18 protein-coding genes, 3 tRNA genes and 2 pseudogenes are annotated in these 23,694 nt (G+C 52.8%); 10 read left to right on the forward strand and 13 right to left on the reverse strand.

What is annotated here, in order from left to right:
• Nucleotides 1–145: 145 nt before the first annotated feature.
• The 8 genes from SH573x_RS28375 to SH573x_RS28410 form a co-directional block, all read right to left on the reverse strand.
• Nucleotides 146–2,056 carry a hybrid sensor histidine kinase/response regulator gene (locus tag SH573x_RS28375; RefSeq protein WP_479351405.1) on the reverse strand — a complete coding sequence of 637 codons (1,911 nt, stop codon included), beginning with the start codon at nt 2,054–2,056 and terminating at the stop codon, nt 146–148.
• Nucleotides 2,057–2,058: 2 nt separating this feature from the next.
• Nucleotides 2,059–5,016 (reverse strand): PAS domain S-box protein, encoded by a 2,958-nt coding sequence (locus SH573x_RS28380; RefSeq protein ID WP_479351406.1) that lies wholly within the window; start codon nt 5,014–5,016, stop codon nt 2,059–2,061.
• An 818-nt stretch (nt 5,017–5,834) separates the two neighbouring features.
• Nucleotides 5,835–7,454 carry a DNA primase gene (dnaG, locus tag SH573x_RS28385; RefSeq protein WP_479351407.1) on the reverse strand — a complete coding sequence of 540 codons (1,620 nt, stop codon included), beginning with the start codon at nt 7,452–7,454 and terminating at the stop codon, nt 5,835–5,837.
• A gap of 2 nt (nt 7,455–7,456) precedes the next feature.
• Nucleotides 7,457–8,734 (reverse strand): replicative DNA helicase, encoded by a 1,278-nt coding sequence (locus SH573x_RS28390; protein ID WP_479356824.1) that lies wholly within the window; start codon nt 8,732–8,734, stop codon nt 7,457–7,459.
• 11 nt (nt 8,735–8,745) lie between these two features.
• Nucleotides 8,746–9,633 (reverse strand): phage replication initiator YdaU family protein, encoded by an 888-nt coding sequence (locus SH573x_RS28395; RefSeq protein WP_479351408.1) that lies wholly within the window; start codon nt 9,631–9,633, stop codon nt 8,746–8,748.
• A 179-nt stretch (nt 9,634–9,812) separates the two neighbouring features.
• Nucleotides 9,813–10,142 (reverse strand): hypothetical protein, encoded by a 330-nt coding sequence (locus SH573x_RS28400; protein WP_479351409.1) that lies wholly within the window; start codon nt 10,140–10,142, stop codon nt 9,813–9,815.
• 235 nt (nt 10,143–10,377) lie between these two features.
• Nucleotides 10,378–10,947: a hypothetical protein gene (locus SH573x_RS28405; RefSeq protein ID WP_479351410.1), complete on the reverse strand. Its 570-nt coding sequence runs from the start codon at nt 10,945–10,947 to the stop codon at nt 10,378–10,380.
• The gene (locus tag SH573x_RS28410) at nt 10,944–12,098 is read right to left on the reverse strand and encodes a tyrosine-type recombinase/integrase (protein ID WP_479351411.1); all 1,155 of its coding nucleotides are present in this window, start codon (nt 12,096–12,098) and stop codon (nt 10,944–10,946) included. Before SH573x_RS28410 ends, SH573x_RS28405 begins: the two co-directional genes overlap by 4 nt.
• 258 nt (nt 12,099–12,356) lie before the next feature.
• Here SH573x_RS28410 and SH573x_RS28415 point away from each other — a divergent pair.
• From SH573x_RS28415 to SH573x_RS28425, 3 genes are all read left to right on the forward strand, one after another.
• Nucleotides 12,357–12,428: transfer RNA gene (locus tag SH573x_RS28415), tRNA-Arg, on the forward strand.
• 13 nt (nt 12,429–12,441) lie between these two features.
• Nucleotides 12,442–12,531, forward strand: a tRNA-Ser gene (locus SH573x_RS28420).
• A 67-nt stretch (nt 12,532–12,598) separates the two neighbouring features.
• On the forward strand, nt 12,599–13,240 hold the full coding sequence (locus SH573x_RS28425) for an HNH endonuclease (protein ID WP_479351412.1): 642 nt from the start codon (nt 12,599–12,601) through the stop codon (nt 13,238–13,240).
• A gap of 182 nt (nt 13,241–13,422) precedes the next feature.
• Here the strand turns inward: SH573x_RS28425 and SH573x_RS28430 are convergent, their stop codons facing one another.
• The gene (locus SH573x_RS28430) at nt 13,423–14,496 is read right to left on the reverse strand and encodes a TIGR03067 domain-containing protein (RefSeq protein WP_479351413.1); all 1,074 of its coding nucleotides are present in this window, start codon (nt 14,494–14,496) and stop codon (nt 13,423–13,425) included.
• Between the two features lie 344 nt (nt 14,497–14,840).
• On the opposite strand from SH573x_RS28430, the gene SH573x_RS28435 reads away from it, so the two are divergent.
• Nucleotides 14,841–14,914, forward strand: a tRNA-Thr gene (locus SH573x_RS28435).
• A 276-nt stretch (nt 14,915–15,190) separates the two neighbouring features.
• Nucleotides 15,191–15,277, forward strand: a pseudogene (locus SH573x_RS28440) (SEC-C metal-binding domain-containing protein); the annotation flags it as partial.
• 528 nt (nt 15,278–15,805) lie between these two features.
• Here the strand turns inward: SH573x_RS28440 and SH573x_RS28445 are convergent.
• Entirely contained in the window at nt 15,806–16,525 is a 720-nt protein-coding gene (locus tag SH573x_RS28445) for a hypothetical protein (RefSeq protein WP_479351414.1), read from the reverse strand.
• 528 nt (nt 16,526–17,053) lie between these two features.
• Between SH573x_RS28445 and SH573x_RS28450 the strand changes: the two genes are divergently transcribed.
• From SH573x_RS28450 to SH573x_RS28465, 4 genes are all read left to right on the forward strand, one after another.
• Nucleotides 17,054–18,691 carry a TROVE domain-containing protein gene (locus SH573x_RS28450; protein ID WP_479351415.1) on the forward strand — a complete coding sequence of 546 codons (1,638 nt, stop codon included), beginning with the start codon at nt 17,054–17,056 and terminating at the stop codon, nt 18,689–18,691.
• 327 nt (nt 18,692–19,018) lie between these two features.
• A complete protein-coding gene (locus SH573x_RS28455) occupies nt 19,019–19,519 on the forward strand; it encodes an endonuclease V (protein WP_479351416.1) in 501 nt (166 codons plus the stop codon).
• Nucleotides 19,520–19,581: 62 nt separating this feature from the next.
• Complete coding sequence (locus tag SH573x_RS28460; RefSeq protein ID WP_479351417.1) at nt 19,582–20,172, forward strand: hypothetical protein; 591 nt, start codon at nt 19,582–19,584, stop codon at nt 20,170–20,172.
• Nucleotides 20,173–20,774: 602 nt separating this feature from the next.
• The gene (locus SH573x_RS28465) at nt 20,775–21,833 is read left to right on the forward strand and encodes an MBL fold metallo-hydrolase (RefSeq protein WP_479351418.1); all 1,059 of its coding nucleotides are present in this window, start codon (nt 20,775–20,777) and stop codon (nt 21,831–21,833) included.
• A 68-nt stretch (nt 21,834–21,901) separates the two neighbouring features.
• Here SH573x_RS28465 and SH573x_RS28470 read toward each other — a convergent pair whose 3' ends face one another.
• The 3 genes and pseudogenes from SH573x_RS28470 to SH573x_RS28480 form a co-directional block, all read right to left on the reverse strand.
• Nucleotides 21,902–22,402, reverse strand: coding sequence for a transposase (locus SH573x_RS28470; RefSeq protein WP_479351419.1), 501 nt, complete (start codon nt 22,400–22,402; stop codon nt 21,902–21,904).
• Between the two features lie 200 nt (nt 22,403–22,602).
• Nucleotides 22,603–23,208 carry an ISL3 family transposase gene (locus SH573x_RS28475; protein WP_479356826.1) on the reverse strand — a complete coding sequence of 202 codons (606 nt, stop codon included), beginning with the start codon at nt 23,206–23,208 and terminating at the stop codon, nt 22,603–22,605.
• Nucleotides 23,209–23,245: 37 nt separating this feature from the next.
• Nucleotides 23,246–23,422, reverse strand: a pseudogene (locus tag SH573x_RS28480) (transposase family protein); the annotation flags it as partial.
• 40 nt (nt 23,423–23,462) lie between these two features.
• On the opposite strand from SH573x_RS28480, the gene SH573x_RS28485 reads away from it, so the two are divergent.
• The gene (locus SH573x_RS28485) at nt 23,463–23,624 is read left to right on the forward strand and encodes a hypothetical protein (protein WP_479351420.1); all 162 of its coding nucleotides are present in this window, start codon (nt 23,463–23,465) and stop codon (nt 23,622–23,624) included.
• Nucleotides 23,625–23,694: the final 70 nt, after the last annotated feature.

Genomic DNA, 23,694 nt, shown 5'->3' on the forward strand with positions numbered 1-23,694 from the left:
ACTCGGCCAGTCAAGCAATGTACTCATCAATGCGCGCCCCTAGCCGCCAACTACCGTTCTCCAGCCCGTCGCCAAACCGCTACTCTATTGATAGACGCTTGGCATCGGCGAAACGGCGTACACAACCGTGCGGTTGTGTACAGAATCAATTACGGTCCAACAACATTCGCACTTGTTTTGTCAATTCGGTTGGAGTGAAAGGCTTGTGCAGGAAGTCAGTTGTGCCCGATTCCACGCCATGCCGCACGATCATGTCCTCAGTGTAACCGGACATGAACATCACTCGTATGCTCGGCCTTACTACGGCCAATCGTTCAGCGACGTCGCGCGCGGGCATGCCCGGCATGACGAGATCGGTTAGAAGCAGGTCGATCGGGCCTGAATGCATTGATGCGACGTGTAATGCTTCGGCTCCGGCTGATGCTTCAAGAACTGTATATCCATTTTGTTCGAGGATCAGTTTCGTCAGCATCCGTACTGTCGCCTCATCTTCGACCAAAAGCACGGTTTCATGCCCCTTCTTTTCAGTCCGCACCTCGTGGCTATGTGGAGTTTGCTGCGTCTCCGAAACGACGGGCAGATATACTCGGAAGGTGGTACCTGTCCCCAACTTGCTGGTGACCTCCACGTGTCCACCGCTCTGCTTGACGATTCCATGGACCATTGCAAGGCCGAGTCCCGTTCCCTTTCCGACGCCCTTCGTCGTGAAGAATGGTTCAAAGATATGCGTAAGATGCTCTTGGGTCATGCCGGAGCCTGTGTCGGTTACGGAGAGTAGCGCGTACCGCCCAGGCTTAAGGTCGGGATGCAATCGCGCGGTGCTCTCATCCAACTCTTCATTCGTCGTAGTGATGACGAGCCGTCCGCCATTAGGCATGGCGTCGCGGGCGTTTGAAACTAGGTTTAGGATCACCTGACCGATCTGTGTCGGGTCAGCCAGCACGGAACTGAGATCGGACACGGTTTCGATTGTGAGTTCGATGTGCTCTCCAGTCAATCGCCGAGCCATCGCCGACATGTCTCTGACTACGGTGTTCAAGTTCAGCACACATGTGACAAGCATTTGTTTGCGGCCAAACGCCATGATCTGTTGGGTCAGTGCAGCGGCGCGGTTTCCAGCAGAGCAGATTTCTTCCACGGCTATGCGCCGATCGTTAGCTGTTGTGCTTTCGTTCCTCAATAGTTCTCCGTAGCCGAGGATGATTGTCATAATGTTGTTGAAGTCGTGGGCAATGCCGCCCGCGAGTCGCCCGATTGCCTCCAACTTTTGCGCCTGTCGCAGATGCTCTTGAAGCTGACGGCGTTCGGTGATGTCCCGGAACACTAGCACAGCCCCATCCGAGCGACCCTCTTCGTCCCAAATCGGCGAAGCAGAGTCTTCAATGAAGCATTCATTCCCGGCCTTGCTAATCAAAATAATGTTCTCTGCCAGGAACACAACTTCGCCGGTCTCAATGGCCGCCACCGCAGGGTTCTTAGTCGCGCAGCGAGTCGCTTCCTCGACGATGTGAAACACGTCAGCCACGTCCTGTCCAATTGCATCGTCCAGAGTCCAGCCGGTCAGACGCTCGGCCACAGGATTCATGAAGCTAATCTGGCTCCGAGAGTCAAGTGCGATTACACCGTCAGCAATACTGCCCAGAATAGCGGCGAGCCGCTGTCGTTTATCCCACAGTCTTCGCTGGATTCCATTTTTGTATAGCCCTACCTCGATGGCTGTGCGGAGATCGAAGTCATCGTACGGCTTGAGGACATACCCAAACGGATCAGTAAGCTTTGCTCTGTGAAGAGTCGCCTCGTCTGCGTGTGCGGTGAGGTAAACCACTGGTATACCGGCAAGCTTCCGAATAATCCCAGCGGACACTACCCCGTCCATTCCGCGACCCAGATTAATGTCCATCAGAACGATTTCAGGGCGCAATTCAAGGGCAAGTCGAATGGCCTCTTCACCACATGTAGCGAGGGCGACAACTCTATAGCCCAACGCCATTAGTCGCTTTTCGATGCCAGTAGCAATAATAATCTCGTCGTCCACGACGAGCACGGATGTGGTCACGGTCAAACTCCAGAGGTGGCTGGAAAGGTAATAGTAAACTCAGTGCCACTCTTAACGTTTAATTCGGTGCTTCCTTGGAGTTGTCGAACTAACATCTGGATCAGTTGCATCCCAAACGTGGATGTGTGTCGAAAATCGAGAGTGGCGGGGAAACCCGTCCCGTCGTCCGCGATTGTGAGAACAAACGATGATGATTCGCCGCGACGCAGGCCGATGCGAACGGTACCTCCCGATGCTCTGAAGGCATGTTTAAAACAGTTAGAAACGAGTTCATTCACAAGTAGCCCGCAGGTAATGGCAGACTCGATCGGCAGTCCTGGTATCTCTGCATCTACGTCGACTTGTACATCGACACCTTTTGCGTCGTAGGCCCGACGCAGGTCCTCGGCCAATTGTTGTACGTACTCGCCAATGTTGACGCGCGCCAAGTTCGCTGTGCGATACAACCGTTCATGGATGAGGGCCATAGCTTTGACCCGCCTCTGACTTTCCCTGAACATCTCGATCGCTGCCCGGTCTTGAGTGTGACTGGATTGCAAGTCAAGTAGCGTCGAGACAATTTGCAGGTTGTTGTTGACTCGATGATGAATTTCCCAGAGAAGGACTTCCTTCTCCTTCAGAGAGTTCCTAAGTTGTTCTGTCAGTTTGCGGGCCTGGGTGGTGTCGTGAAACGAGGCAACCACTCCATTGCATGCTCCTTCTGCATTGAGAACGGGCACAGCATTGACTGTCACCCATAAATATGTGCCCTCAGGCTTGCGAATGCCCATGACAGTATTGAATACCGGCTTGCAGGTACGCATGGCGACGATAGCGGGGTGGTTCTCACCGGGGAATCGAGTGCCGTCCTCTTGGACCGCAGTCTGGCATATCGCGAAGGAATTGCCTCTGGCAATCTGCTCTTTGGTCAGGCCGAGGATTTCCCCCGCCCGATCATTCGAAGTACTAATCGAACCGTCCGCATCGTATATCACGATCCCTTCAGCCAGTGACTCGACTACCGATCGATAGCGAGCTTCACTCTCCTGCAACGCCTTGGTTGACATTTTGCGAGCAGACATGTCGCGCATCACAATGACCCCACCTGAGACGCCGTGGGCACCAAGTAGAGGTCGCCCCGTAACACTCATTGTCAGCGCCTGTGGATACTTTTCGGAAATGAATTCTAAATCGACATCGTCGCAAGACTCTCCTCGCATTGCCCGGACGATGGGCAAGTCGTCGAATGGGCAGAGCCCATTACCACCGGGCAAGTGCACTGCATATTTCCAATCTTGCAATTTGACTGAGCCGAGGGACGGTTGCGCTCCATAGAGCTCATTGAACGCCCGGTTTCGAATCACCATAGTGCCATCTGCGGAACAAACTAATACCGCCTCGCCCATGCTGTCCAACACGGTTTCAAGTACTTGTGACTTCTCTGCAATGGCTTCTTGCTGACGCCGCTGCTCAGTAATGTCAACGGCAACACCACCAATCAACATGCGCCCGTGAAGGCCCGGGACCGGGAACTTGACAACAAACATCTCTCCCTGTGTTCCATCGGTGCGGATGTAACGCTCAGTGGTCTCTACCGCCTTGCCTGTTCCAAGTACGCGCCGGTCGTTCGATTGATGTTGAGTGGCAATCTCCGGGGGGTATAAGTCGAATGAGTTTTTGCCCGTGAGAGTACTCGGATCGACGCCTGCTACGCGCCCGTAGTATCGGTTAACAAATACTATTTGGCTGTCTGAGTCCAGGAGCCACGAAGCCGCAGGCATGTGATCGATGTACTTCTGGAACCGATCCTCACTCGCACGCAGCTCCTCTTCAGCCTTTCGTCGTTCCGTCACGTCTAGCATTACACCAACGCTTCGCACTGGCTCTCGATTGCTATTGCCTTGGCTGAACACAGTATGCCCCCAAGTCGAAACCCAGCGATAAGTACCGTCAGCTTTACGGATCCGATGTTCGACAGCAATGCGCCCTGTCCCATTTGGATCAATAGCATCTGCCATCGCTCGCTCCACGGTGGAGCGATCCTCTGGATGTATCATAGAAAGCACTGTGGACAGCGCGATCTCTTCGTTAGGTAGTCCCCAAATGGCTTTAAGCCGTGAGTCCCATCCAAGTGCGGTAGCTGGCAAAGCAGAGTCCCATACGCCCATACCCGTCGCTTCGACGGCCAACTGAAATCGTTCGACGACTGCTTTTAACTCGACCGTCCGACTGGCTACTTGGTTTTCCAGGTTGGCGTTCAGTTCCCGTAGCTGCAATTCAGACTGTCGACGATCGGTGATATCTATACCCAAGGCTTGATACTCGATGAAGCCACCAGCACTGTTCCGAATGGCGCGGTTCGTCCAACGCTGCCACCTTACGCGCCCGTCGCCCAGGACAATCCGGTGCTCGTGAGTATAGGGCGACATGTCAGGGCCCAGCGCTTGCAGCATGCGGTCGATGAGAGGACGGTCCTCATCGGGAACGAGCGGTACGAATGATTGGCCGACCAGTTCCGATTTGTTCTGACCGAACTGGTGACAGTATGTCGTGTTCACAAACGTTAATATGCCGTCAGGCCGGAAGCGGCATATGAGAGCTGCGCCGTCCTCAACAATGGCGCGGTAGGTTTCCGAATCTGTGAGGAGCGTCATCTGACGATCAACTTGCAAACGGGCTTTGACGAGCGCTTCACACAAGAGGCTAACTGACACACCGACTCCCACGAACGCGAAGAGCCCGAAATTGTCGTCCGCCAACACAGGCCAGCCGTTCTTCCAAACAATTAGCCAGGTCGCAACAAGTACGCTCAGAGCTGTAGTGAACAGTCCAGGCGCTGCTCCGCCGCATATGCCCGCCGCCATCACGGCAGCAATAAGCAGGTACAGTCGAGAGTCGAATCCTAATAGATTGGACGAAGCTGCTACCGCAACAGCAATAGCGCCGACCAGATAAGCCGCCCACCACTTCGAGAGCCGCATGGTGATATTAATTCTTCGATGGCAGATCGACCGACCCGCCAGCAGACCCGCAACAAAGCAAGGTCAGAGCCTGGAAGATTGAAAGCAGTGAGAAGCAAAGAGATTGGTAAGAATAGGGGATTGGGAACGGTCGTGCAAGATGCAAATGCTAGCACGAAGTCAACGAGATTCGCTAAATACCTGATCGAGCTTTTCAAAGGTCACCCGCTATTGGCAACGCGCGCCAGTTATGTCACGAGCTACTGCCACAGACGAGCATGCGTGAGTGACGCTGCCGAAGTGCGTCATTCATTTCTTTCCACCTCGGCTTTGGTGGCCTGGGGCACACGTACCCCGCTCCCCTTTTTAAGGTTCGCTCATACTACGGGCTTAGAGGGAACGTCGTTGGATTACACGTTCTAATGCTTCAGTGAGCTCCAATGCCAGCGCCATCGCAAGTGGCTCATGGATATTCGCAAGTTCTTGCACCACGATTTGGCCAGCGACTAAGGCACGCTGAAGAACTTCTTCGGCTTTTACTTCGCCCTCAAAAGTATGCCCGTTTTCCCCAGCGATTGCACGCCTATTCGAGTCCCTCCTCGCCCACTAATGATCTGAAAGCCGACTCGGCTTTAACTTCAAAACGGCATCCGCTGATTCGCGAGAGCAACAATACACGCCCTCGAACGATGCACAAAGGCTCGGGCGATCAAGATGGTCTTGCCGCTGCCGCTGGCTGAACTGCCACAATGCCGATCGACGGTTCGAGCGACTTGAAGTTTCCGACAATCGAGTTTATCGCCGCGATTTGTTAAGCGTCAGCTGCCCAATCTGCGTGTTCAGTTCAGCCTCCGCTTACGATCTAAGACTTCCTGAAGCGATTCTTCAGGTTCTACTGGACTTAAACCCAAAACAAGATTTGCGAACACCCGGTTGTGATCGTCCGGAATCGGCTCGATTAGATTCACGATCGCGCTTTTGAGTGCTGGTGTTTCGACATGCGCCATAAGAGTCTGCTCGTTAACCAGAAGCCCACTAAAGTCCATCTGCTGCATGGCCCGGAGTAGCTCAGCGCCAAGCTTGGTCAATCGTACTTCGTCTATGCGTTCAATGCCCAAAGAGAACAACCGAGTGTCCTGCAACATCAAACTGAACACAGACGACTCGCGATTGCCTAGCCTCTCGAACTTCGCCGGAACAGGATCAGCGGCTACCCAATTACCTTTCCTGATTCGACCGCGAACTGACTCTGGTGTAGTGTCAGTTATCCGAGCAATCCGACTGACGACCTGATCGATCCGCACTGGATCTCCAGCAGCTACCGTCGCCAGTACGTCGTCAATCGCCCTGATAGCTCGCGACGCGTCATGGATTGCGTCGAAGCCGCTGAATGAACGACCAATCATGAAGTCGACAGCACTGACGGCGTTGTTAATGACCGACTTCATGCCGTCTTGTCCATGAGCAGCCAAAAATTCGTCAGGGTCCATTCCGCCTGGAAGCAACGCGACCTTGATCTCAACTGTTGTGTTGGCAAACAACCTGAGTATGTCGGCCATGCGAGTAACACCACTTCGATCGCCGTCCAACATGAGCAAAACGGTGTCGCATAGATAGCTCAATTTTTTGAGATGCCGTTCACTGAAACTTGTTCCGAGAACTGCGACCGAGTTAGCGAAGCCATGTTGATGCATGGAAGCCACGTCGAAGTAGCCTTCAAGAACAATCGCCGCGCCAAGTTTCTTTATTTCGTTCTTGGCTAAATGCAATCCAAACAAGTGCTCAGACTTCTTGAACAGCTCGCTATCTGACGAGTTCAGGTACTTCGGTTCGTGCCCGTTGAACGACCGACCGCCGAACCCAATCACCCTGCCGATCGAGTCTCTAATCGGAAAAACGATTCGGTCTCGAAACTGGTCGTACCTGCTGCCACGATCCGTCAGCTTGACCAGTCCAATCTCTACAAGCTCCTTGTCGCTTTTGCGCGACGACAGGAACCCAAACCCGTCTGGCGCGTAACCGACTTCAAAGCGGTTTATCGCATCATCTGACAGTCGATTGCGGACATAGCTGAGCGCATCGCCGACCAACTGCTTTCGGTATTCAGAGACCGACCACTCCAGTAGGTCAACTGTTACTTTGCGGTCGAGCCTTGGCTTGTCACTTTGCGATTGAGATAGCGTTATGCCAGCCCGATCCGCCAGCAATTCCATCGCCTGGGGAAATGACAGGTTTTCTCTTTGCATTATGAAACTAACAACGTCGCCGCCAAGATCGCAAACGAAACACTTCCACGACTGGCGCGATGGGTTGACGTGCAGGCTAGGTCGCCTGTCACCGTGAAATGGACACAACGCAGTGAAGCTCGATCCTTGCCGTCGCAGCTCCAGCCACTGGCTTAGCGTTTCAACGATGTCACAAGAGCTTTTCACTCGTTCCTTGTCGTCCTGGCTAATCATATCTAAACAACCTCGCTGAATCGTTGAAATTTTCCGTTCCACTCAAGGTCAATCGATCCATCAATACCGTGGCGATTCTTGGTAATGATCAGCTTGCGTCTGCTGCCATCTTTACACTCCTTTGGCTTGTGCAGCATGAAACTAGCGTCAGCATCGCCCTCAATGCTTTTGCAGTCCGCCCACGACGTTGAGTTCGGCTCGTTTTCATGGGCATCAGCATTCAGCTGAGCGACCAGCACAATAGCGCAGTCGAGTTCGTCCTTACTGGCCATGCACTTCAGTTCTTCAGTTATGTGTTTGAAGCGATCGACCTTTTGCGAGATCGGAGACCTAATCAACGAAAGATTGTCGACCATTAGGATGTCCAATCCATGTTTAGACTTGTGCATCTGCGCGATCGCGGAAATCATCGGCAGGTCAATTCGGCGGGAGTCGTTGATCGACCACTTCCAGTTCTTCGACAGCTCGGTAACCTCTCGGATACGGGCAATCTCGTCTTCGTTTCGCCGTCGCTTCCACGCGCTCATTGGGACGCCGCCTTCCATCGACGCCACTCGTTGACCAAACTCGACAGAGTCCATCTCCATCGAGAACATCAACGTTGAACTCCGAGCAGCCGCCGCTGTTGCGAAGTCTGAGACCTTCACCGCAAGTTCGGCGCACATAGCAGACTTACCGCTTGCGAATCTGCCTCCAAGCAAGTACAGCCGACCGGGCACGAACCCTCCAATGATTTTGTCAAGCGACGGGAAGCCAGTTGGGATTACGCGAATCTGCTCATCCGAGTGATTGACGCTGGCACTCAGAACCGCTTCCATCACGTCGCCGATGGACTGGGTTTGGTTTCGACGAACTCTAGACCTGATCGACGTAACACGTCGCTCGATGATGCCGAGTGTCTTTGATACGTCGACACCTGGACCTGAGAGTTGATCGGAGATCTGCATGCTCAGCTTGCTCAACTCGCGAATCTGCGAAGCCTCACGAATCTTAGCGACGTAGTGCTTAGCGTTGTGCGACGTTGCATCCCTAACAGCTTTAATGACAACTTCCTGACGAACGCATTCGCCAGCAGCTCCAGTTATGCCCGCCGCCGCCATGTGAGCCTCGACGAACTTAAAGTCGTCGGTTGGCTTTCTTGCCTGGCGCAACAAAACAAGCTCTGCAAACATACGTCCGAGTGCGTGATCACTGAAGTCGCTGCGATGTAGCTGCTCGGCCATGGCAAGGTCGATCGCGTCTGGATCAATGATCATCGCGCCGATTAAAGACAATTCCATTTCGAGCACGATTATGCCTCCTCTTTCAATCTGCGAAGAGTCTCTTCGGAACTGACCGACGCCCTAGCGGCGGCTAGCGATGGACTGTTCGGCAATTGCTTTGGCGGAAAGAACCCCTGCCACTCGCTGGCTATCGCTTCGTCGATAGCGAGCACTACATCGCTAGCCGTATGCTTCTCAAACTTCCTGAAGATCCTGCTTACGTTCGCCCGGCTGGTAATCGGTTTCCCAATCGACTGACGCATACGCTCAAAGTCGACAAGCGCGGTACGAACTTCTGGCGTATCCAAGTGAGGTGGGATAGCCCACTGGCCGAGATCTTTCCGCTTGCGCGGCTTACCCTGAACCACGGTCGACTCAACACCATCCACTGGCAGCTGGTGCTCTTTGCTAGCGCCACCCCCATTTGCATGGGTGAAGGGGGTGAGGGGGGCTTCAGATGCATTTCCCAAATTGGCTTTAGGGAGCGAAGTATCCGCTGCGCACGCAGCCTCATCTAACTCTTCTTGTTCTTCTAATACTTCTAATGCTTCTTCTATAGTCCCAGTCCGTTTAGTAATTGGTTTCAAATCCGTTTCGTAACTCGTTTCCAATCCGATTCGTAATTCGTTTCCAACTACACTGCGGTTTTTGTCGGTTTCATGAACGTTTTCATTGGCAATTCCGTTTCCAGAGTTTTCAGGCTGCTGGTACTGACTCCAGTTGCAAACCTCGATGATGGTTCCCTGGTTGTTGGAGTGGATCTTGATGCAGCCAAATGACTCAATCTTCCGAAGCCGGTTATCAAGGGTCGAAAGTGAGCATTGAAGGAGTTCGGCAGCGTTGGGCTTGTTTATTACGAACTGGCCTGGATCAATGCATCGGCCTTTGAACCAACCTGTTTTCCAGTTGGCGCGCATAAGACACCACGTAAACAGGTGCCACAGGTCTGAATTGCTAAAAACTTGCGACTGCTCAGCCTTAGGGTATAGCTTGACCCATCTGTGCTTTTGGTGATCTGAGTTTTCGTGCATACTATCACTCGGACATTAGGATTCAGAAAGCGGCAGGCACTAATTGCGTTGGGGCCTGCCGTTTTCTATTGGGCGAAATAGTCAACCGATGTCGACTTAGCGCGCCGACGCTTGGGCTGCTCTGGCAGTGCCTGTGGCTCACCAGTACGACGTTGCTGCATCACTCGCAAAGATTCGCTTTGCATGATGCGCCACCGTGGACGCTGAGCAGTCGGGCTCATATTGATGTTGCTGGCCTGAATGCGACCTTCCTTTATCCAGTCGAGCACGGTTTCCTCGTCGACCTGCATGACCCCTCCGAACTGCTGAACGGTCAGGATGCGATCATGTACCACGGTTAGAGTCGGGATGCTGTCCAGCGCACTGGCTGGTATGCCCCCCAGTGATTGCTTCATTGTTGCTTCCTCAGTGAGAGATGTTTGCCGCCGCAACTGATTGGTGACTGCTGAGGAAAATCTACTGTGGCGAATTGTTATTTCCAGGGCCTACGACCCATGCATACTTGGGTCGTAGGGGTCGTAGGGTGGGGTCGTATAGCGCGAGAGTAGGCGTAAACTAAACGACAAGACCCAAACTTTTTTTGAGATAAATTTGGGTCGTAGGGGGTCGTAGGGTGGGTCGTATGTAGTACTAAGAACGTTTCTTTGCTTTCTCTGTAGCCGCCTTATCTATCGACTTCTTCTTGAAGTGCGCGCTAGCTTCTTTCGTTACCCTCACTCCCAATTCCTCTGAGTGTCTACAGTACGCAGCGTATTCATGATCGGTTAAGTTAGCCATGGTGTCACCAACTTCGCCATGTGATCGGCGCTTCGCGAAAGCTAGCTCGAACCTGTTTAGAACACTCTGATAGATCTGTGCATCCATCTCTTTAGTTTGCTTGACGATCACTTCCACATCTTCATTCTTCACTGCGTTGGTATTGGTGTTAACGACAGCGAAGTGATGCATGAGTTCGTCATGCAGGGCATCGATCTCGATCAACTTACCATCAATCATCGCCGCTAGATTGCACTGCATGGCCATCGCGTAGTCAGTTGGCTCATTTGCAATGTATTCGTCCCAGCGTTGCTTGAGTGCTCGCTGCTCGTACTCGCATCGCTTGATGGCCAACAACGTTTGATAGGCCAATGGATAGTTAGCCGCGAACACAGCAGCAACATTGGGATCATCGATAGAGTACCGTGCATCACTGTCGTTCACTTGGCACCTCGCTTACTCTTACGCGCAGGTGTGGCCTTAGCGAACAGCCATGCATGCACCGCACTGGTGACAGCGATCAGGCGTTCATCTTTAACGTTCTGTCGGTATCTAGCAGCCATGTCGTTAGCTTTGGACGCATGGCCCATGATCGCGCTTACGGCAACTGAATCACCTGAGTCATTTTCGGCGACAGTTAGAAATGTTCGTCGGCAGTCATAGTAGGAGTGGCCAGTTAAATTAGCTGCCGCTGCCGCTCGCTCGAACACTCTGCTTATCTCTCTTCGATCTCGATACGGCCTATCGGTCTCTTCGTCGACAAAGACATACTTCGAGTCGCTTGGACCGTTTTCGATGGCGTCCTGAATCGCCTTCTTCGTTTCTGGCCATAACGGTATGCGCCGCATTGTGGCTGTCTTAGCGCGTGGCCATTCAATCCAGTCGCCTTTGATGGCTGAGCGTGGTAACTCCATCAACTCTGTATTTCCGAATCCCGCTTGTACACCCAGCAGGATCATCGCCTTGCCATTCACGCAGGTGTGGTCCAGCAGTGCCTTCACTTGCTCGGCGCTGAGTGACTGGTCACCCTTGGCGTTCTCGTGTTGGCGATAAGCAAGCTGAGGTGGCTTAGTGAACTCTGTGCCAAAGTGAACTGGTCGATCGATCAATTTGTTCGCATAGGCATGTTTGAAAATCGACTTGACCTGACCGACGATCTTGCCACGGCTGTTTGGCGATTTGTACTTAGCGTGAATCGCATCCAGTGTCTTAATGAAGTGTGCTGGAGTCAACACTCGCACTTCCACACCCGCTGGAATCACCGTCATCAGGAACTTGCAAGTATCATGCAGCTCATCCCATGACTTCTGTACCATCTGGCCAGCTTCCCGCTTACGAGTCTTTGAATCCATGAACTCGTTACACACGAACTTGACAGTGATGAGATCCTCGTCGCAGTCAGGTGGTGGCTCCAGGCCAGCCAGCAGATAGTCCTTGATCCGCAGCCATTCGGCCAGCGCTCGCTTGCCCTGCGGGTCGTCTACCACCTTGCCGAAGTAACGATGCTTCCCAAGTACTGTCTTGCACCAGTACCCGCGCCCTTTGTGAATGAAAAGTGGGAACTTGTTTGCGCGTTTTGGTACACTGATAGCCATGCCATGCTCCTATAGAAAGTGGCATCACGACCCCGAACCTTGCCAGAGGTTGCGGGGTCAACTTCTTTACTGACTAGCCGTTGCTAGTCGATAATTAGTGTATCACGCAGTGTACAAACATGAAAGCACGCGACAATGCCTGTAATCTGAGCGGATTGCGGCTGTTTGCTAAACAGTGCAACTTCAAAAGTTGTGAGGGTTCAACTCCCTTGCCTTCCGCTCCCCTCGTTGGCTCAACCGATTGTTCAAAGATGATACGGCTCGATGGTGAAGCGGACATCATCTCTCGCTTCTAACGAGAAGTTCCAGGTTCGATTCCTGGTCGAGCTACTGAAAACATTACGGAAGGGCAAACCGAATGGCGACGGGATCCGGTTGGAAGCCGGCCGAGCTTGCATGACAAGCCTTGAGGGTTCGACTCCCTCTCCTTCCGCTGCGATAGAGAAACACTCAACCCAACCACATGTCAAAGTCTCGAAGGTAAACGGAATGGACTAAGCATGAGCACCATCGCAGCCACCATCGACAACTACAACATGCCAATCGGCCTGAGCCCATCGCTTCAGCGTCCAACGTTGGTGCTGAACCGCAACTGGCAGCCGATCAACGTGGCGACGGTTGCGCGGGCACTGATCATGCTGTGGAACGACTCAGCCAAGATCGTCGACCCGATCGATTACCAGTTGTATGACTGGAGCGATTGGAGCCAACTGGTACCGGACCGAGATGAGCCGTTCATCCAGTCGGTTCGCCAACGCATCCGTATCCCAGAAGTCATCGCATTGACCAAGTTCGATGCAATGCCGACTCAGACGGTTACCTTCAGCCGTAGAAACGTATTCAAGCGTGACAAGATGACCTGCCAATACTGCGGAAAGCAGCCAGGCAGCGAAGAGCTCACGATCGACCACGTTGTTCCGCGAGCTCAAGGTGGAACGTCGATGTGGACGAACTGCGTTCTGGCTTGCATCGACTGCAACTCGAAGAAGGCTGACCGGACTCCGGCTCAAGCGCATATGAAGCTCCGCACGGCGCCAGTGCGTCCAGCTTGGAAGCCGATCTACGCCGATCGAATGCAGCGAGTGAAGAGCTGGTCCAAGTTCATTAGCGAAGCCTACTGGATTGTAGAGCTCGAAGATTAATAACAGCAGAAGCTCAGCTCGCTGGGCTTCTGCCATACAGGAATGTTCGCCTGGGAGCGGACTCGGCCTCCAAAACCGATGGACAGTGTTCGAATCACTGCGTTCCTGCTTACTGAGCAACCCTTTGTGTAACCAAAGTCCAGCGGGCCGAGGATAGCGTTGCCAAGCTAACAGTAATCTGCTTACGGCGACCCTTTGAGCTTCCAGTAGCTCAACGTTTGCATGCTTCCTTTAAGGCACTCAAAATTAACTGGCCTTGGACGTCCAAACGCTGCCATGTTTACAACCAGTTGATCCCCTTCGAGTGCAATGATTCCAAGTTGAAGCTTTCCTGCGAATCCGCCTGCGACATGCAGATAGTCTACAGCGACTGGCAACTTTGATTCGTCGATTCGAAAGAGCGCGTCAATCATTGTTTGGCCGCCAAAGGTTACGGACAGCCGATTGTGATTGGCGATCCGTTTTCCAGACTTGACCATGCTTGCTGGCAGTGGCATTCCGTCGCTAACCATTTTCACAGCTATCCATTCACCCTGGACACGCCGAATCGTCTCTCCTGGCACATATGCGAATTGTTCAGCGTTCGGTTCGGTAAATGTGTTTTGATGCTCCGCGGGCGCCGTTCCACCCGTCACGTTTTGCGGGCGAGTTGCATCAGATCGAATAAGTCTTTCCAATGCTTGTCCAGTCCCTGTTGCCGTTGCAAACTTTGTTGGACGCGCTTTGCCGTACATATCCAGACATATCTCAAGCCTCGAGTCAACAAAGCGGAAGATTCCATAGTTGGTGTTGCCAGCTTCTGGGCCTTCGACGAATTGTATGTCGATCGTAGAATCCTTAGGTTCAACGTCGATGATGAAAATCCCTTCGTAGATCGAACCAGCAGACTCGGAACGGAAGCGATCACCATCGATCAAGATTCTAGATCCATGAAGCATATCTGGGGAAACGGGATTACCAGACACTTCTAAGCTTTCAAATTCCCACGTGCCTTCCAGGCTGCGAAGAGCCTCTATGTGAGCCGATAATTTGGGCCAACTCGCGAAACCTGTTTGTTTAGCAATCGCAAGCTGAGCATCCGCTAGCCGCCAATCCCGCTGCGTGACCTCCTTCAACGTCATCGATGCAGCGGCTGGAACATGTGTTTGGATGCAAGCGATGGCTTCTCTGCCACCCTGCCTGAACTCAACGAGCAATCTCTTGGCTTGCGCACGCAGATGGTCGAGATTGGGACGAGATACGAGTTTTTTGGCCATGTCATTCTCCTTATTTGCCTGGATCCGCAGCAGACTGAGAAGAATGAAATCACACATGTAGTGGAGAATTTCCTGGCGAGGTTAAACCCTTCCCGCGGATCTGGAGGCGAGCCATTTCACCCGCAAGTAGTCTATCCATTCCACGTTCGGATTGCAAACAACTGACTAGATCGAAATCGGGGCTATTCATTAAGCGTAAGCCAGTGTGTTTTCCGAGCATTTAGATTTGGCAAAAGCCTCTTGCCGTTCGACGGTTAGGGGCACAGAACTGGTAAGCAAAAGGCAACCATGTGAACCTAATGCCTTCCACATACTCCTTATATCTTACAGCTCACAGCTTGCCCGCCGATGTGGCTCGACTGAGAAAGGCGTCCGCCTTGTAAGCGGATCCATGCTGGTGCGAATCCAGTCATCGGCTCTAAAGTTTGAACTGCCAGTTTGGACTACATCAATTGAAACCGAAACGTCTGAACTAACACCTCGTTCAAATGATTTTGTACCGACTGGCCGAGTCAATGCGGCTCGGCTAGTCCCTTTTCTAGCTACTAAAACTTGTATATGGAGATCAGCATCATGCGGGACATCACCAACGAAGACCTCTTTTTTCGAATCGATGAGTAAGCGTCGACGCGGATTCCCTTCGGAGACCAACGTCAAGCGCGGCGTCCGAATCGTTCACGGAAACAAACTGTTGGAGGAGAAGCTCGGGCGGAATGACCCGTGTCCGTGTGGTAGCGGAAAGCGATTCAAACGCTGTTGCCTCCATTCAGGATACTTTTGATGGCGCCAATCGCGACGAGTACTTTTAGAGACAAGGACTGAAGCACCGCATCGACGATGAACCGAGGTAGGACTGGAACTGCCGAACGGGATTCCATGAGGGGCCTAAGGTAGCGATCGCTGGGTGACCAGCTAGTGAATGGCGTGCGAGTCTCCTCGGAGATAGACAGGCCTGTCAACGGTCGAGCAACATGGTTGCTCGAAGTCGGAAGTCCCAATTGCCGCAAGGCGACTCTCGTCCACACTTCGTTCCAGACGCTTGCGATACGAAACAAATGATTGACTGCCGACTCGGAGTACATCAGAAATCGATTGTGCGGGTTCGAATCCCGCCGACGGATCGAAAGATCCTTCGTAGCCCAACTGGTAGAGGCGTCGAAGTTCTCTGGTCAACTACTTCGTCAATCATTTTTGAATCAACAACCGACTGCCGATTCGGAGTACATCCACCACCCTTTGCCGCGATAGCGGGAGCTATCGAATGACGCTCGTCGTCATGGCGCTCTGGTCACACTTCGTCGGTTGTTTTTTAAATATTCTTGGCGCTGAAGCGGTCTCGACAATCTGCAACATGATCGGAGATCATGTGCATGAGGCGGCGCAGAGGCTCGTTGTCCTTGAGCTTGCAATCGCAATTTTCCAGTAAGCGGCCATCAATGTCTGTCACCTGCCTGAAGAACAAATGGCAAGCCAACACTTGGTTGTCATTATTGGCCCAGGACCAGACCTTGATTTGCTGCTGCCGTTCGTGCGGCGTCTCATTCAAGTAGGCGCTTTCGCGATCTAGCACCGCAGTCAAATCCCCGGCCAACGCGATAAACCGATCTGCTACATCTCGCTCTTGTGAAATAAGACCAAGCAATTCCGCTTCCAACTTTTGCGCTGTCTGTCGACATGCATCGTCGGCTGCTTCGATCAGGCGATTCTGCCAGTCCACTTTGTCTGCAGGGCTGTGAATCTCCGTCCAATGCCGATCGGTGTCCCGTTCCAGTCGGAACATGAGGTCTAGGTCACGCAGCGACACGCATTCATCATGGTTAAAATGCTTGATCGCACTTAATGCCGTATTGGCATACAGTACTTCCGAATGTTTGCCTTGACCACAAACATGCAGATGTTCAAAGAGTCGAGGAATTGCTGACGGCCGAGAGAATCCAATCTCAAAGATTCCGAAGTCGTAGCCCCGATCGAATCCATATGGCTTCAACCGAGCCGCTAGTTTCTCAATCTTGGGAAAACGCGATGACATGGGACTTGCAGAAACTCAGAGCAATAATGTGGCAGCTACCTCGACCGCCCATCATAACCTAAGTTGATACATCGAATTTAGGATTACTCGGATGCGTGGTCAGGATTCGCTCGCGGACTCGCTTCGTCCGCCAACACTTCAGGAGCGGGACACGGTTTCGCGTTGACGAGCGACAGCCCTAGTTGATTCAGTTCGCTTACCTCTCTGATCCTTTGAGAGATCGCTTCACTGGACATGTCTACAACACGCGAATGACGGCCAGTTTTTGAGAGCGTCCACCGTTTAACTACATCGTAGTAGTTTCAAACCAGCCTGCGAACCTTTCACTGGCATCGCTCTCTTTTACCGCAACAAGCACACGAAATAATAAGGGGAGGCAGGGTGAGCGACGTGCTTACCCTGGCTTTGCGAATCTGGTTCGACTGCCAGTTGGGAATACATCTGTTACAAAGATGGCTCAGTGTCATTGACGCTGGCCTTTCTCAACAACCCTTCGTCGAACAGTTTTCTATTGAGGAGGTCACACCAATGGCCAACAAGTCTCTCTTCGCAAGTCTTACCAGCCGACTGCCACAAGCTAACGCAGTCAACGAAGCCGGTGGCCGAGCCTACAAGCTCGAGCCGAAGCATGCGCTGGCTCAAGTTGCCGCTACCGGTACGTTCGGAAACGCGTTCTACAGCACGGCTGAGACGCAACTCGCCGAAGTGTTGGCGCTGATCGACCAGGTCGATGACAACCAATACCTGGCGAAGTTGGCTCTGTACGCTCGCGAGAAGGCGTTCATGAAGGACATGCCGGCTGCATTGCTGGTTGCGTTGTCGGTTCGTGATACCGAGTTGATGCACAGAGTCTTCGATCGCGTGGTCGATAACGGTCGCGTTCTGCGAACGGTATTCCAAATGATCCGCTCTGGCCAGTTCAAGAACAAGGCTGGCAAGGGCCGCGTTGGTTTGTCGAGCTCTGTGCAGCGAGCGTTCCAGCGCTGGTTGAACACCGCTTCGGTCGGTAAGCTGCTGAGCGCATCGATCGGTAACGATCCGAGCTTGCGGGATATCCTGCGAATGGCTCGACCGACACCGACGGATAACGCGCGCCGGGCCATGTTCGGTTGGTTGACCGGTAAGGAAGTCGAAAAGTGGGCTCCGGCTAGCGGCGACGACTTGCCGGCTGAAGTTCAGTCGCTGATCGCGTACCGCGACTCGGAAAGTGAAGAAGCACAAGCCTTGATCGCTGGTGGACTCGACAACGTCCGATGGGACTTGTTGTCTGACGCTGCCAAGGGACCGAAGGTTTGGACTGCACTGGCTCGCAAGATGGGGCCGCAAGCACTGCGTATGAACTTGAACACGTTGCTGCGACACGATGTTTTGGCAACGAGTGCGATGGTTGACTACGTCGCTGGGCGGATTGCCGACAAGGCGGAGATCACTCGCTCGAAGCAGTTCCCGTACCAGTACTTTGCTGCGTACTTGAACGCGGATGACAATGTTCCGCAGAAGATCAAGACTGCACTGCATAAGGCAGCCGAGATCGCTTGTGGAAACGTACCGGAGTTGCCGGGACCGGTTGTTATTGGTCTGGATACCTCTGGATCGATGAGCAGTGCGGTCACGGGACATCGCGGACGAGGTGCAACTTCGAAGATGCGATGCATCGACGTAGCGGCACTGTTCGCTGCAGCCATCCTGCGACGCAACCCCGACAGTGTAGTCATTCCGTTCGATACGTCGGCGTACGACGCCAAGATCGATCCGAACGATTCGATCCTGAGTCTGGCTGAACGGCTGGCGAAGTACGGTGGTGGTGGAACAGATTGTTCGCTGCCGCTGGTAGCTGCCAACCAGAAGCATGCGAAGCGCAAGTTCGCCGGCATCATCCTCGTTAGCGATAACGAGAGCTGGGTCGGAACGGGACGACACGGTTCGACCGCTGTGATGACAGCTTGGGAATCTTTCGTTGCCAACCAGCGCAAGCTGGCAGGTAAGGAAGCTAGCCCGAAGCTCATCAACATCGACTTGCAACCGTACCAAACAGTTCAGGCTTGCGAGCGAGCTGACATCATGAACATCGGTGGCTTCAGTGACGCCGTGTTCAACGTGATCAGTGCGTTCCTGGCTCACAACAACCAACGTTTCGTCGCTGAAGTTGAAGCGATTGAACTCTAAACGCGAGTTAGGCTACGGTCTAACCGTTGACACTACCAATGCGACATCCGCAGGTTGGCCATCTTCCCGCGGGTGTTGCTATTGGAAGTCCGCTTTCCTATCCGTTTGCTGAAATCGAATACACTGAAGATAATGATCAACTGCCGCGTCGGAGTACATGATTGCTAATCAGGCGGTCGTGGGTTCGAGTCCCACCGATGCTACTTACTAATATGGCATCGTAGCTCAGTCGGTAGAGCACCACTGCTGACACACCACTTCGTTGATCGTTTTGAAACAGCACCTCCGGCACAAGCACGTCCGGTGAGCTGAATTGAGGAGCTAGTCATGATTGCCTGCATCGATGTCGGCTACGGCGATACAAATGCGATCGCTGCTGCAGTAACCCTCGGCGATTGGGCTGACGCGACTCCTCTTGCAACCTACTCAGTTACGATCACCAAGGTTGAGGAGTACATACCTGGTGAATTCTACAAACGCGAACTTCCTTGCATCCAAGCCGTACTGGCTCAACTGCCCGCCGTCCCAGACATCATCGTAATCGATGGTTATGTATGGCTAGATGAGCATGGTAAGCAAGGCCTGGGGGCAAGATTATACGACGTTCTCGATGGTCGTATCCCTGTTATTGGCGTAGCCAAGACTTCGTTCGCGACAGCAACCAACGCCGTAGAAGTTCATCGTGGCGGCAGCATTCGCCCGCTATTCATTACAGCCGTTGGCTATGAAATCAGTGAGGCCGTAGATGCAATACTTGGTATGCACGGCAGTCATCGCATTCCAACGATGCTCACGTTGGTAGACCAATTAAGCAAAGGTAAACGTTAATTTTTGGTCCTTCAATTTTGTCAGTTTCAATCTGGCGAAAAACGAAAGGACGTAGAGCCAACATGCGGATCCTCGAACTAGAACCTAAACCGATCGCCGAGCTCACATTCTTCAACGCAGGACGAGGGCCTGGCCAATACTATGAGGACATCCTGCCGGTTGAATTGGCATGGGTAGATCAACTTCCCGACGGCGTGGCTGCGATCGTTGTCACCGGCGACCTGCAAGGGCGCGAACATTTTAAGCATCAGACTGGTCCTCAACTACGATTGCTCGGCGAGTGGCTGCCTCAGGTATTAGCAGAGTCGATCTTACCTAGCCTATCACTGCCGGCTGGTCGGATCGGAGTATTCTTAGCTGGTGATTTCTACACTACGCCGGAGCTCGACAAACGCGGCGGTTCGGGCGATGTCACTTCTGTATGGCAAGCGTTCGGCGAGCACTTCTCATGGGTTGTCGGTGTGGCTGGCAATCACGACACGTTTGGCGACCATTCCAAGCCACCAAACTTCCGAAAACCACTTCACTTCCTCGACAAGAATTCGGTCAACTTAGACGGTCTAACAATAGCGGGCATCAGCGGCATCGTCGGCAATCCTGACAAGCCTTGGCGGAAGTCTGAAGAAGTGTTCGAAGAGTACCTTTGCTCTTAACAATCAACCGAGCCAGATGTCGTCCTTATGCATGACGGGCCCGGAATTCCCGAACTCGGCTATCGCGGCTCAAGCCGCATGCTCGAAGCCGTTTCATTCTTGTCTAAGCCGCTCATTGTTCGCGGCCATGCTCATTGGAAGCAAGCTCTCGCGGAGTTACCATCCGGCTTGCAGATCTTGAACGTCGATGCGCGAGTTATCATTCTATGTGGTCGGTCCTCCAGTCCACTGTCCAGGTGATTATTGGAAGCCGCTCAGACTCGCCGAGCAAATCCGCCAGGATTTGCGAATCGACCTTGATCTGCTAGATGCACCTATCTGATAGAATGCAACGGACGAGCGTGCAATCTCAAGGTCGACCGAAAGGAGAGCTTCGAATGAGGCATTTTGCCCTTTGGCTGTTGCTAGTCATACTTTGTGCTTCTAGCTTGCTGGCCCAAGTTAGACTTGGGCCCGGCCGGAGAGTTCCTCCACCTCCTCCGCCAACATCCATGGGCTCGGGAACTGGCTACTATCGTGCTGCGCCTCCCATTGCGAAAGTCTCTCCAAGTCACTGGTACTCGCCGCCAAATAGCTTTACAGATTCCAACCGGTCCACATCTATGGACGAGAAATTAGAAGCGATATTATCCACAGGCAAGAATTTGGATGAGGTTAGCCACCCGGGTCGAAATGAGCTCGACGGTGGCTTGAGTACCACGAAAATCGCCCCTCTGTCGCTGCCAAGAGCACGGCGAGTTCCTTCCGGCAGAAAAGATTGGGGCATTTTCGGGCCGCCAGTTGTGGAGCCGAATAAGGCTCAAGAGATGATTTTCAACTACACGCGAACGAGCGCTGGGCTTGAAGTTATCGCCCGGACGAAAGCGACAATGAAAGTCATAGTCGTAGATCTAGAGGAAGTCGGCGATTGCATCTTCGTTCAGAATCTGCAGCCAGCGACGCATGACCACGTGATGATTGTTGATGTTGGCTCCGGTCCCAAAGGATGGAACGCTGTTCGACAGTTTTTACCGAACTTCGCTCGAGTGGTACTTACTCACTCGCACGCTGACCATGTCGGCAATTTCGAGCGATTGTGCAACAAGCTCCCTGACGACTTGTTAGTAGCAAACATCGGGGCAGGAAGATTGTATTCCACGAAGGAGACGCCAGAAATGGAATTCACTGTGGCTTCTACCGCAAAGAAGACCTTCACTTCCGAATGGTGGGGGGCTGATTATCACGTAAAGTTTCTTGAAAATTACTCCCGACTTCGTAACGAAAACTCAAGATCCGTAATCACGCGTGTTGACGCTAACGGATTCAGCTACGTTCTAACTGCGGATGCGGATGCGTATGCCATGGAAGCGGCAATGATCGCAAACGAGAATCGCGAGTTTTTTCTTAAATGTGATGTGCTCAAATGGCCACACCATCTTTGGGTTCCAAAAGATCAACGCAGCGTCGACACTCTAGCGAGATTCCTGCGCATTACTAGCCCGAAGTTAATAGTCGTTTCGAATTATGGCAAAAATCAAAAAGCTGACAACCTAACAATTATCGCAGAGATGGTGAAAAAAGTGTTAGGACCTGACGTTGAGGTTCGGTGGACAGGCGAAGCTGGAACTATCACTATCCTATCTTCTCGCTTGATTTCAGCTAATCGCATTTTCCTTGGATGATTGTGAGTAAAGTAACTTGAAAATGGCCCACTGCCATTTTCGGATGCGACTCGTTGTCATTTGGCGCTTCAAAGGGGATCTTCCGCACTTTTGATGATCAAGCGGCGTGGAGCATTCTGAACTCCGGGAGTTTGAGATTGGCGCGCGTACATTTGACGCTTAAGCATCTTCAAACGATTGATCTGGCCCTCAAGCTGGCCATTGCTCCAGGGCTGCTCAAGAGCCGCTTCGACGGCAGCTTGATCTCTGAGGAGGTTAGCCGCAAAACTCCTGATTGGTTTGGGAACACTGGGTTCTGCTGCTGCGCAAACCCAAGAATCGAAACTGGGTCTGTTACGTTCTTTTACCATCCTGGCAAACCCGTTGATTAGGTCGGCAGCGATCTTAACGTCGGGACAGGCTTTCGAGATTGCGTTGACTCGAGCAGCATCTTGCTGTGAAAGATCGTCAATGGATGACGAAAGCAGCCATGCAGTTTTCCGCGATGACCATAGCTCGGTTCGCGGTATAGGCTGCTTAGTCAGAGACGATATAGGAATTTGAATCGTCTGGAGGTAACGCCGAGCCATGTAGTAAGAGCCGCTGAATCCTTGCTCAGCCAGCCGACGATGGATCTCCGCAGCGCTCGTGATACCACTCTGGATGAGAGCGCCGATTTCGTGGGCAAATCGACTGACTCGTCTCTTTCTAGGTGATACTTTTCTAATGGGACATTCATCCGATTCGAGGTATCTTCGTACTGTCTTTCGGCTTAGGCCAGTAAGTCTGGCTATAGTTCTCTGGCTATACCCTGCTTCGATAGCTCAACTACTGCTTCGTACTTTGTCGAATTAGCCGCCGATTTTGCAACGGTCGTTGCATGAGCGCTAATGACCTCAGTTGATTTGGGCGATGTCGAGTTCTCTGCGCTCTCACGGATCGAAGCAGTGTCGCATGGATCCCGAGCTACTGATGCGATCGCTGCATTGATGTCTTTTTGTCTCGGTTCAATGACCTTTTCCAAAGCAGCAGTGGAGTTGCGCAGCAGATGCCAACGGTCTGCCACTTGAATTGCTTGTGGCGCTCCCGCAGTTGCCGCCTTGGCATATTCGCCTGCGCGATCTCGACTAACTATCTCAATCTCAGGGTGTGCTTTGAGCCATTCTGCTAAAACATTCGCTGAACGGCTCTGAAGCATGGCAATTAAAGACTTGCGTTCGAGGTCACAAATCCGCGTTCCGTAATTCTGGCCTCGCCGAATCGCCCAGTCATCAACGCCAATAACTTTTGCGTTCGTCGCGGCTGGCGGAGCCATTGCCATTAGACGCATCAAAAGAGAGGTCGCCACTGACCGGAAGCCCGCGAAACCTTGCAAGTCGTGAACCAGCTTCACCACCAAGGGCTAGAGCGATTCGCTGCTGCGCACCCAGAGCTCAAGTGGTGGAACGTTGGAAACGCTTGGCGATGTCATCGATGGGTTCGGTAAAGATCTGCTGTGTACATTCCTTGTTATCGCATCTGAACCTGCGCACCTGTATCTGAAGAACCGCAGGCTGAGTGGCGATTGCCAAGTCACGCAGCACTCGTACATAGCGCCTGTGAACCCGTCCACTGCGACAGCCCGAGTTCGGCTATCGCGGCTCAAGTCGCATGCCCGAAGCCGTTTCATTCTTGTCCAAGCCGTTCATTATTCGCGGCCATGCTCATTGGAAGCAGGCTCTCGCAGAGTTACCATCCGACTTGCAGATCTTGAACGTCGATGCGCGAGTTGTCATTCTATGTGGTCGGTCCTCCAGTCCGCTATCCAGTTGAATATCGGAAACCGCTCAGACTCCCAGAGCAAAGCTGGCAGGAATTGCGAATCGACCTTGATCTGCGAGAT

The sequence above is a fragment of the Rania fehmarnensis genome, from assembly GCF_056494185.1.

What these genes read in the sequence shown, in the direction of transcription:
- SH573x_RS28460 (WP_479351417.1), top strand. Translation starts at nt 19,582, where the DNA reads ATGCGGATCCTCGAACTAGAACCTAAACCGATCGCCGAGCTCACATTC.
- SH573x_RS28395 (WP_479351408.1), bottom strand. Translation starts at nt 9,633, where the DNA reads ATGCGCGCCAACTGGAAAACAGGTTGGTTCAAAGGCCGATGCATTGAT.
- SH573x_RS28445 (WP_479351414.1), bottom strand. Translation starts at nt 16,525, where the DNA reads ATGTCATCGCGTTTTCCCAAGATTGAGAAACTAGCGGCTCGGTTGAAG.
- dnaG (WP_479351407.1), bottom strand. Translation starts at nt 7,454, where the DNA reads ATGATTAGCCAGGACGACAAGGAACGAGTGAAAAGCTCTTGTGACATC.
- SH573x_RS28400 (WP_479351409.1), bottom strand. Translation starts at nt 10,142, where the DNA reads ATGAAGCAATCACTGGGGGGCATACCAGCCAGTGCGCTGGACAGCATC.
- SH573x_RS28450 (WP_479351415.1), top strand. Translation starts at nt 17,054, where the DNA reads ATGGCCAACAAGTCTCTCTTCGCAAGTCTTACCAGCCGACTGCCACAA.
- SH573x_RS28380 (WP_479351406.1), bottom strand. Translation starts at nt 5,016, where the DNA reads ATGCGGCTCTCGAAGTGGTGGGCGGCTTATCTGGTCGGCGCTATTGCT.
- SH573x_RS28485 (WP_479351420.1), top strand. Translation starts at nt 23,463, where the DNA reads ATGCCCGAAGCCGTTTCATTCTTGTCCAAGCCGTTCATTATTCGCGGC.
- SH573x_RS28455 (WP_479351416.1), top strand. Translation starts at nt 19,019, where the DNA reads ATGATTGCCTGCATCGATGTCGGCTACGGCGATACAAATGCGATCGCT.
- SH573x_RS28465 (WP_479351418.1), top strand. Translation starts at nt 20,775, where the DNA reads ATGGACGAGAAATTAGAAGCGATATTATCCACAGGCAAGAATTTGGAT.
- SH573x_RS28430 (WP_479351413.1), bottom strand. Translation starts at nt 14,496, where the DNA reads ATGGCCAAAAAACTCGTATCTCGTCCCAATCTCGACCATCTGCGTGCG.
- SH573x_RS28410 (WP_479351411.1), bottom strand. Translation starts at nt 12,098, where the DNA reads ATGGCTATCAGTGTACCAAAACGCGCAAACAAGTTCCCACTTTTCATT.
- SH573x_RS28470 (WP_479351419.1), bottom strand. Translation starts at nt 22,402, where the DNA reads ATGGCTCGGCGTTACCTCCAGACGATTCAAATTCCTATATCGTCTCTG.
- SH573x_RS28425 (WP_479351412.1), top strand. Translation starts at nt 12,599, where the DNA reads ATGAGCACCATCGCAGCCACCATCGACAACTACAACATGCCAATCGGC.
- SH573x_RS28390 (WP_479356824.1), bottom strand. Translation starts at nt 8,734, where the DNA reads ATGGAATTGTCTTTAATCGGCGCGATGATCATTGATCCAGACGCGATC.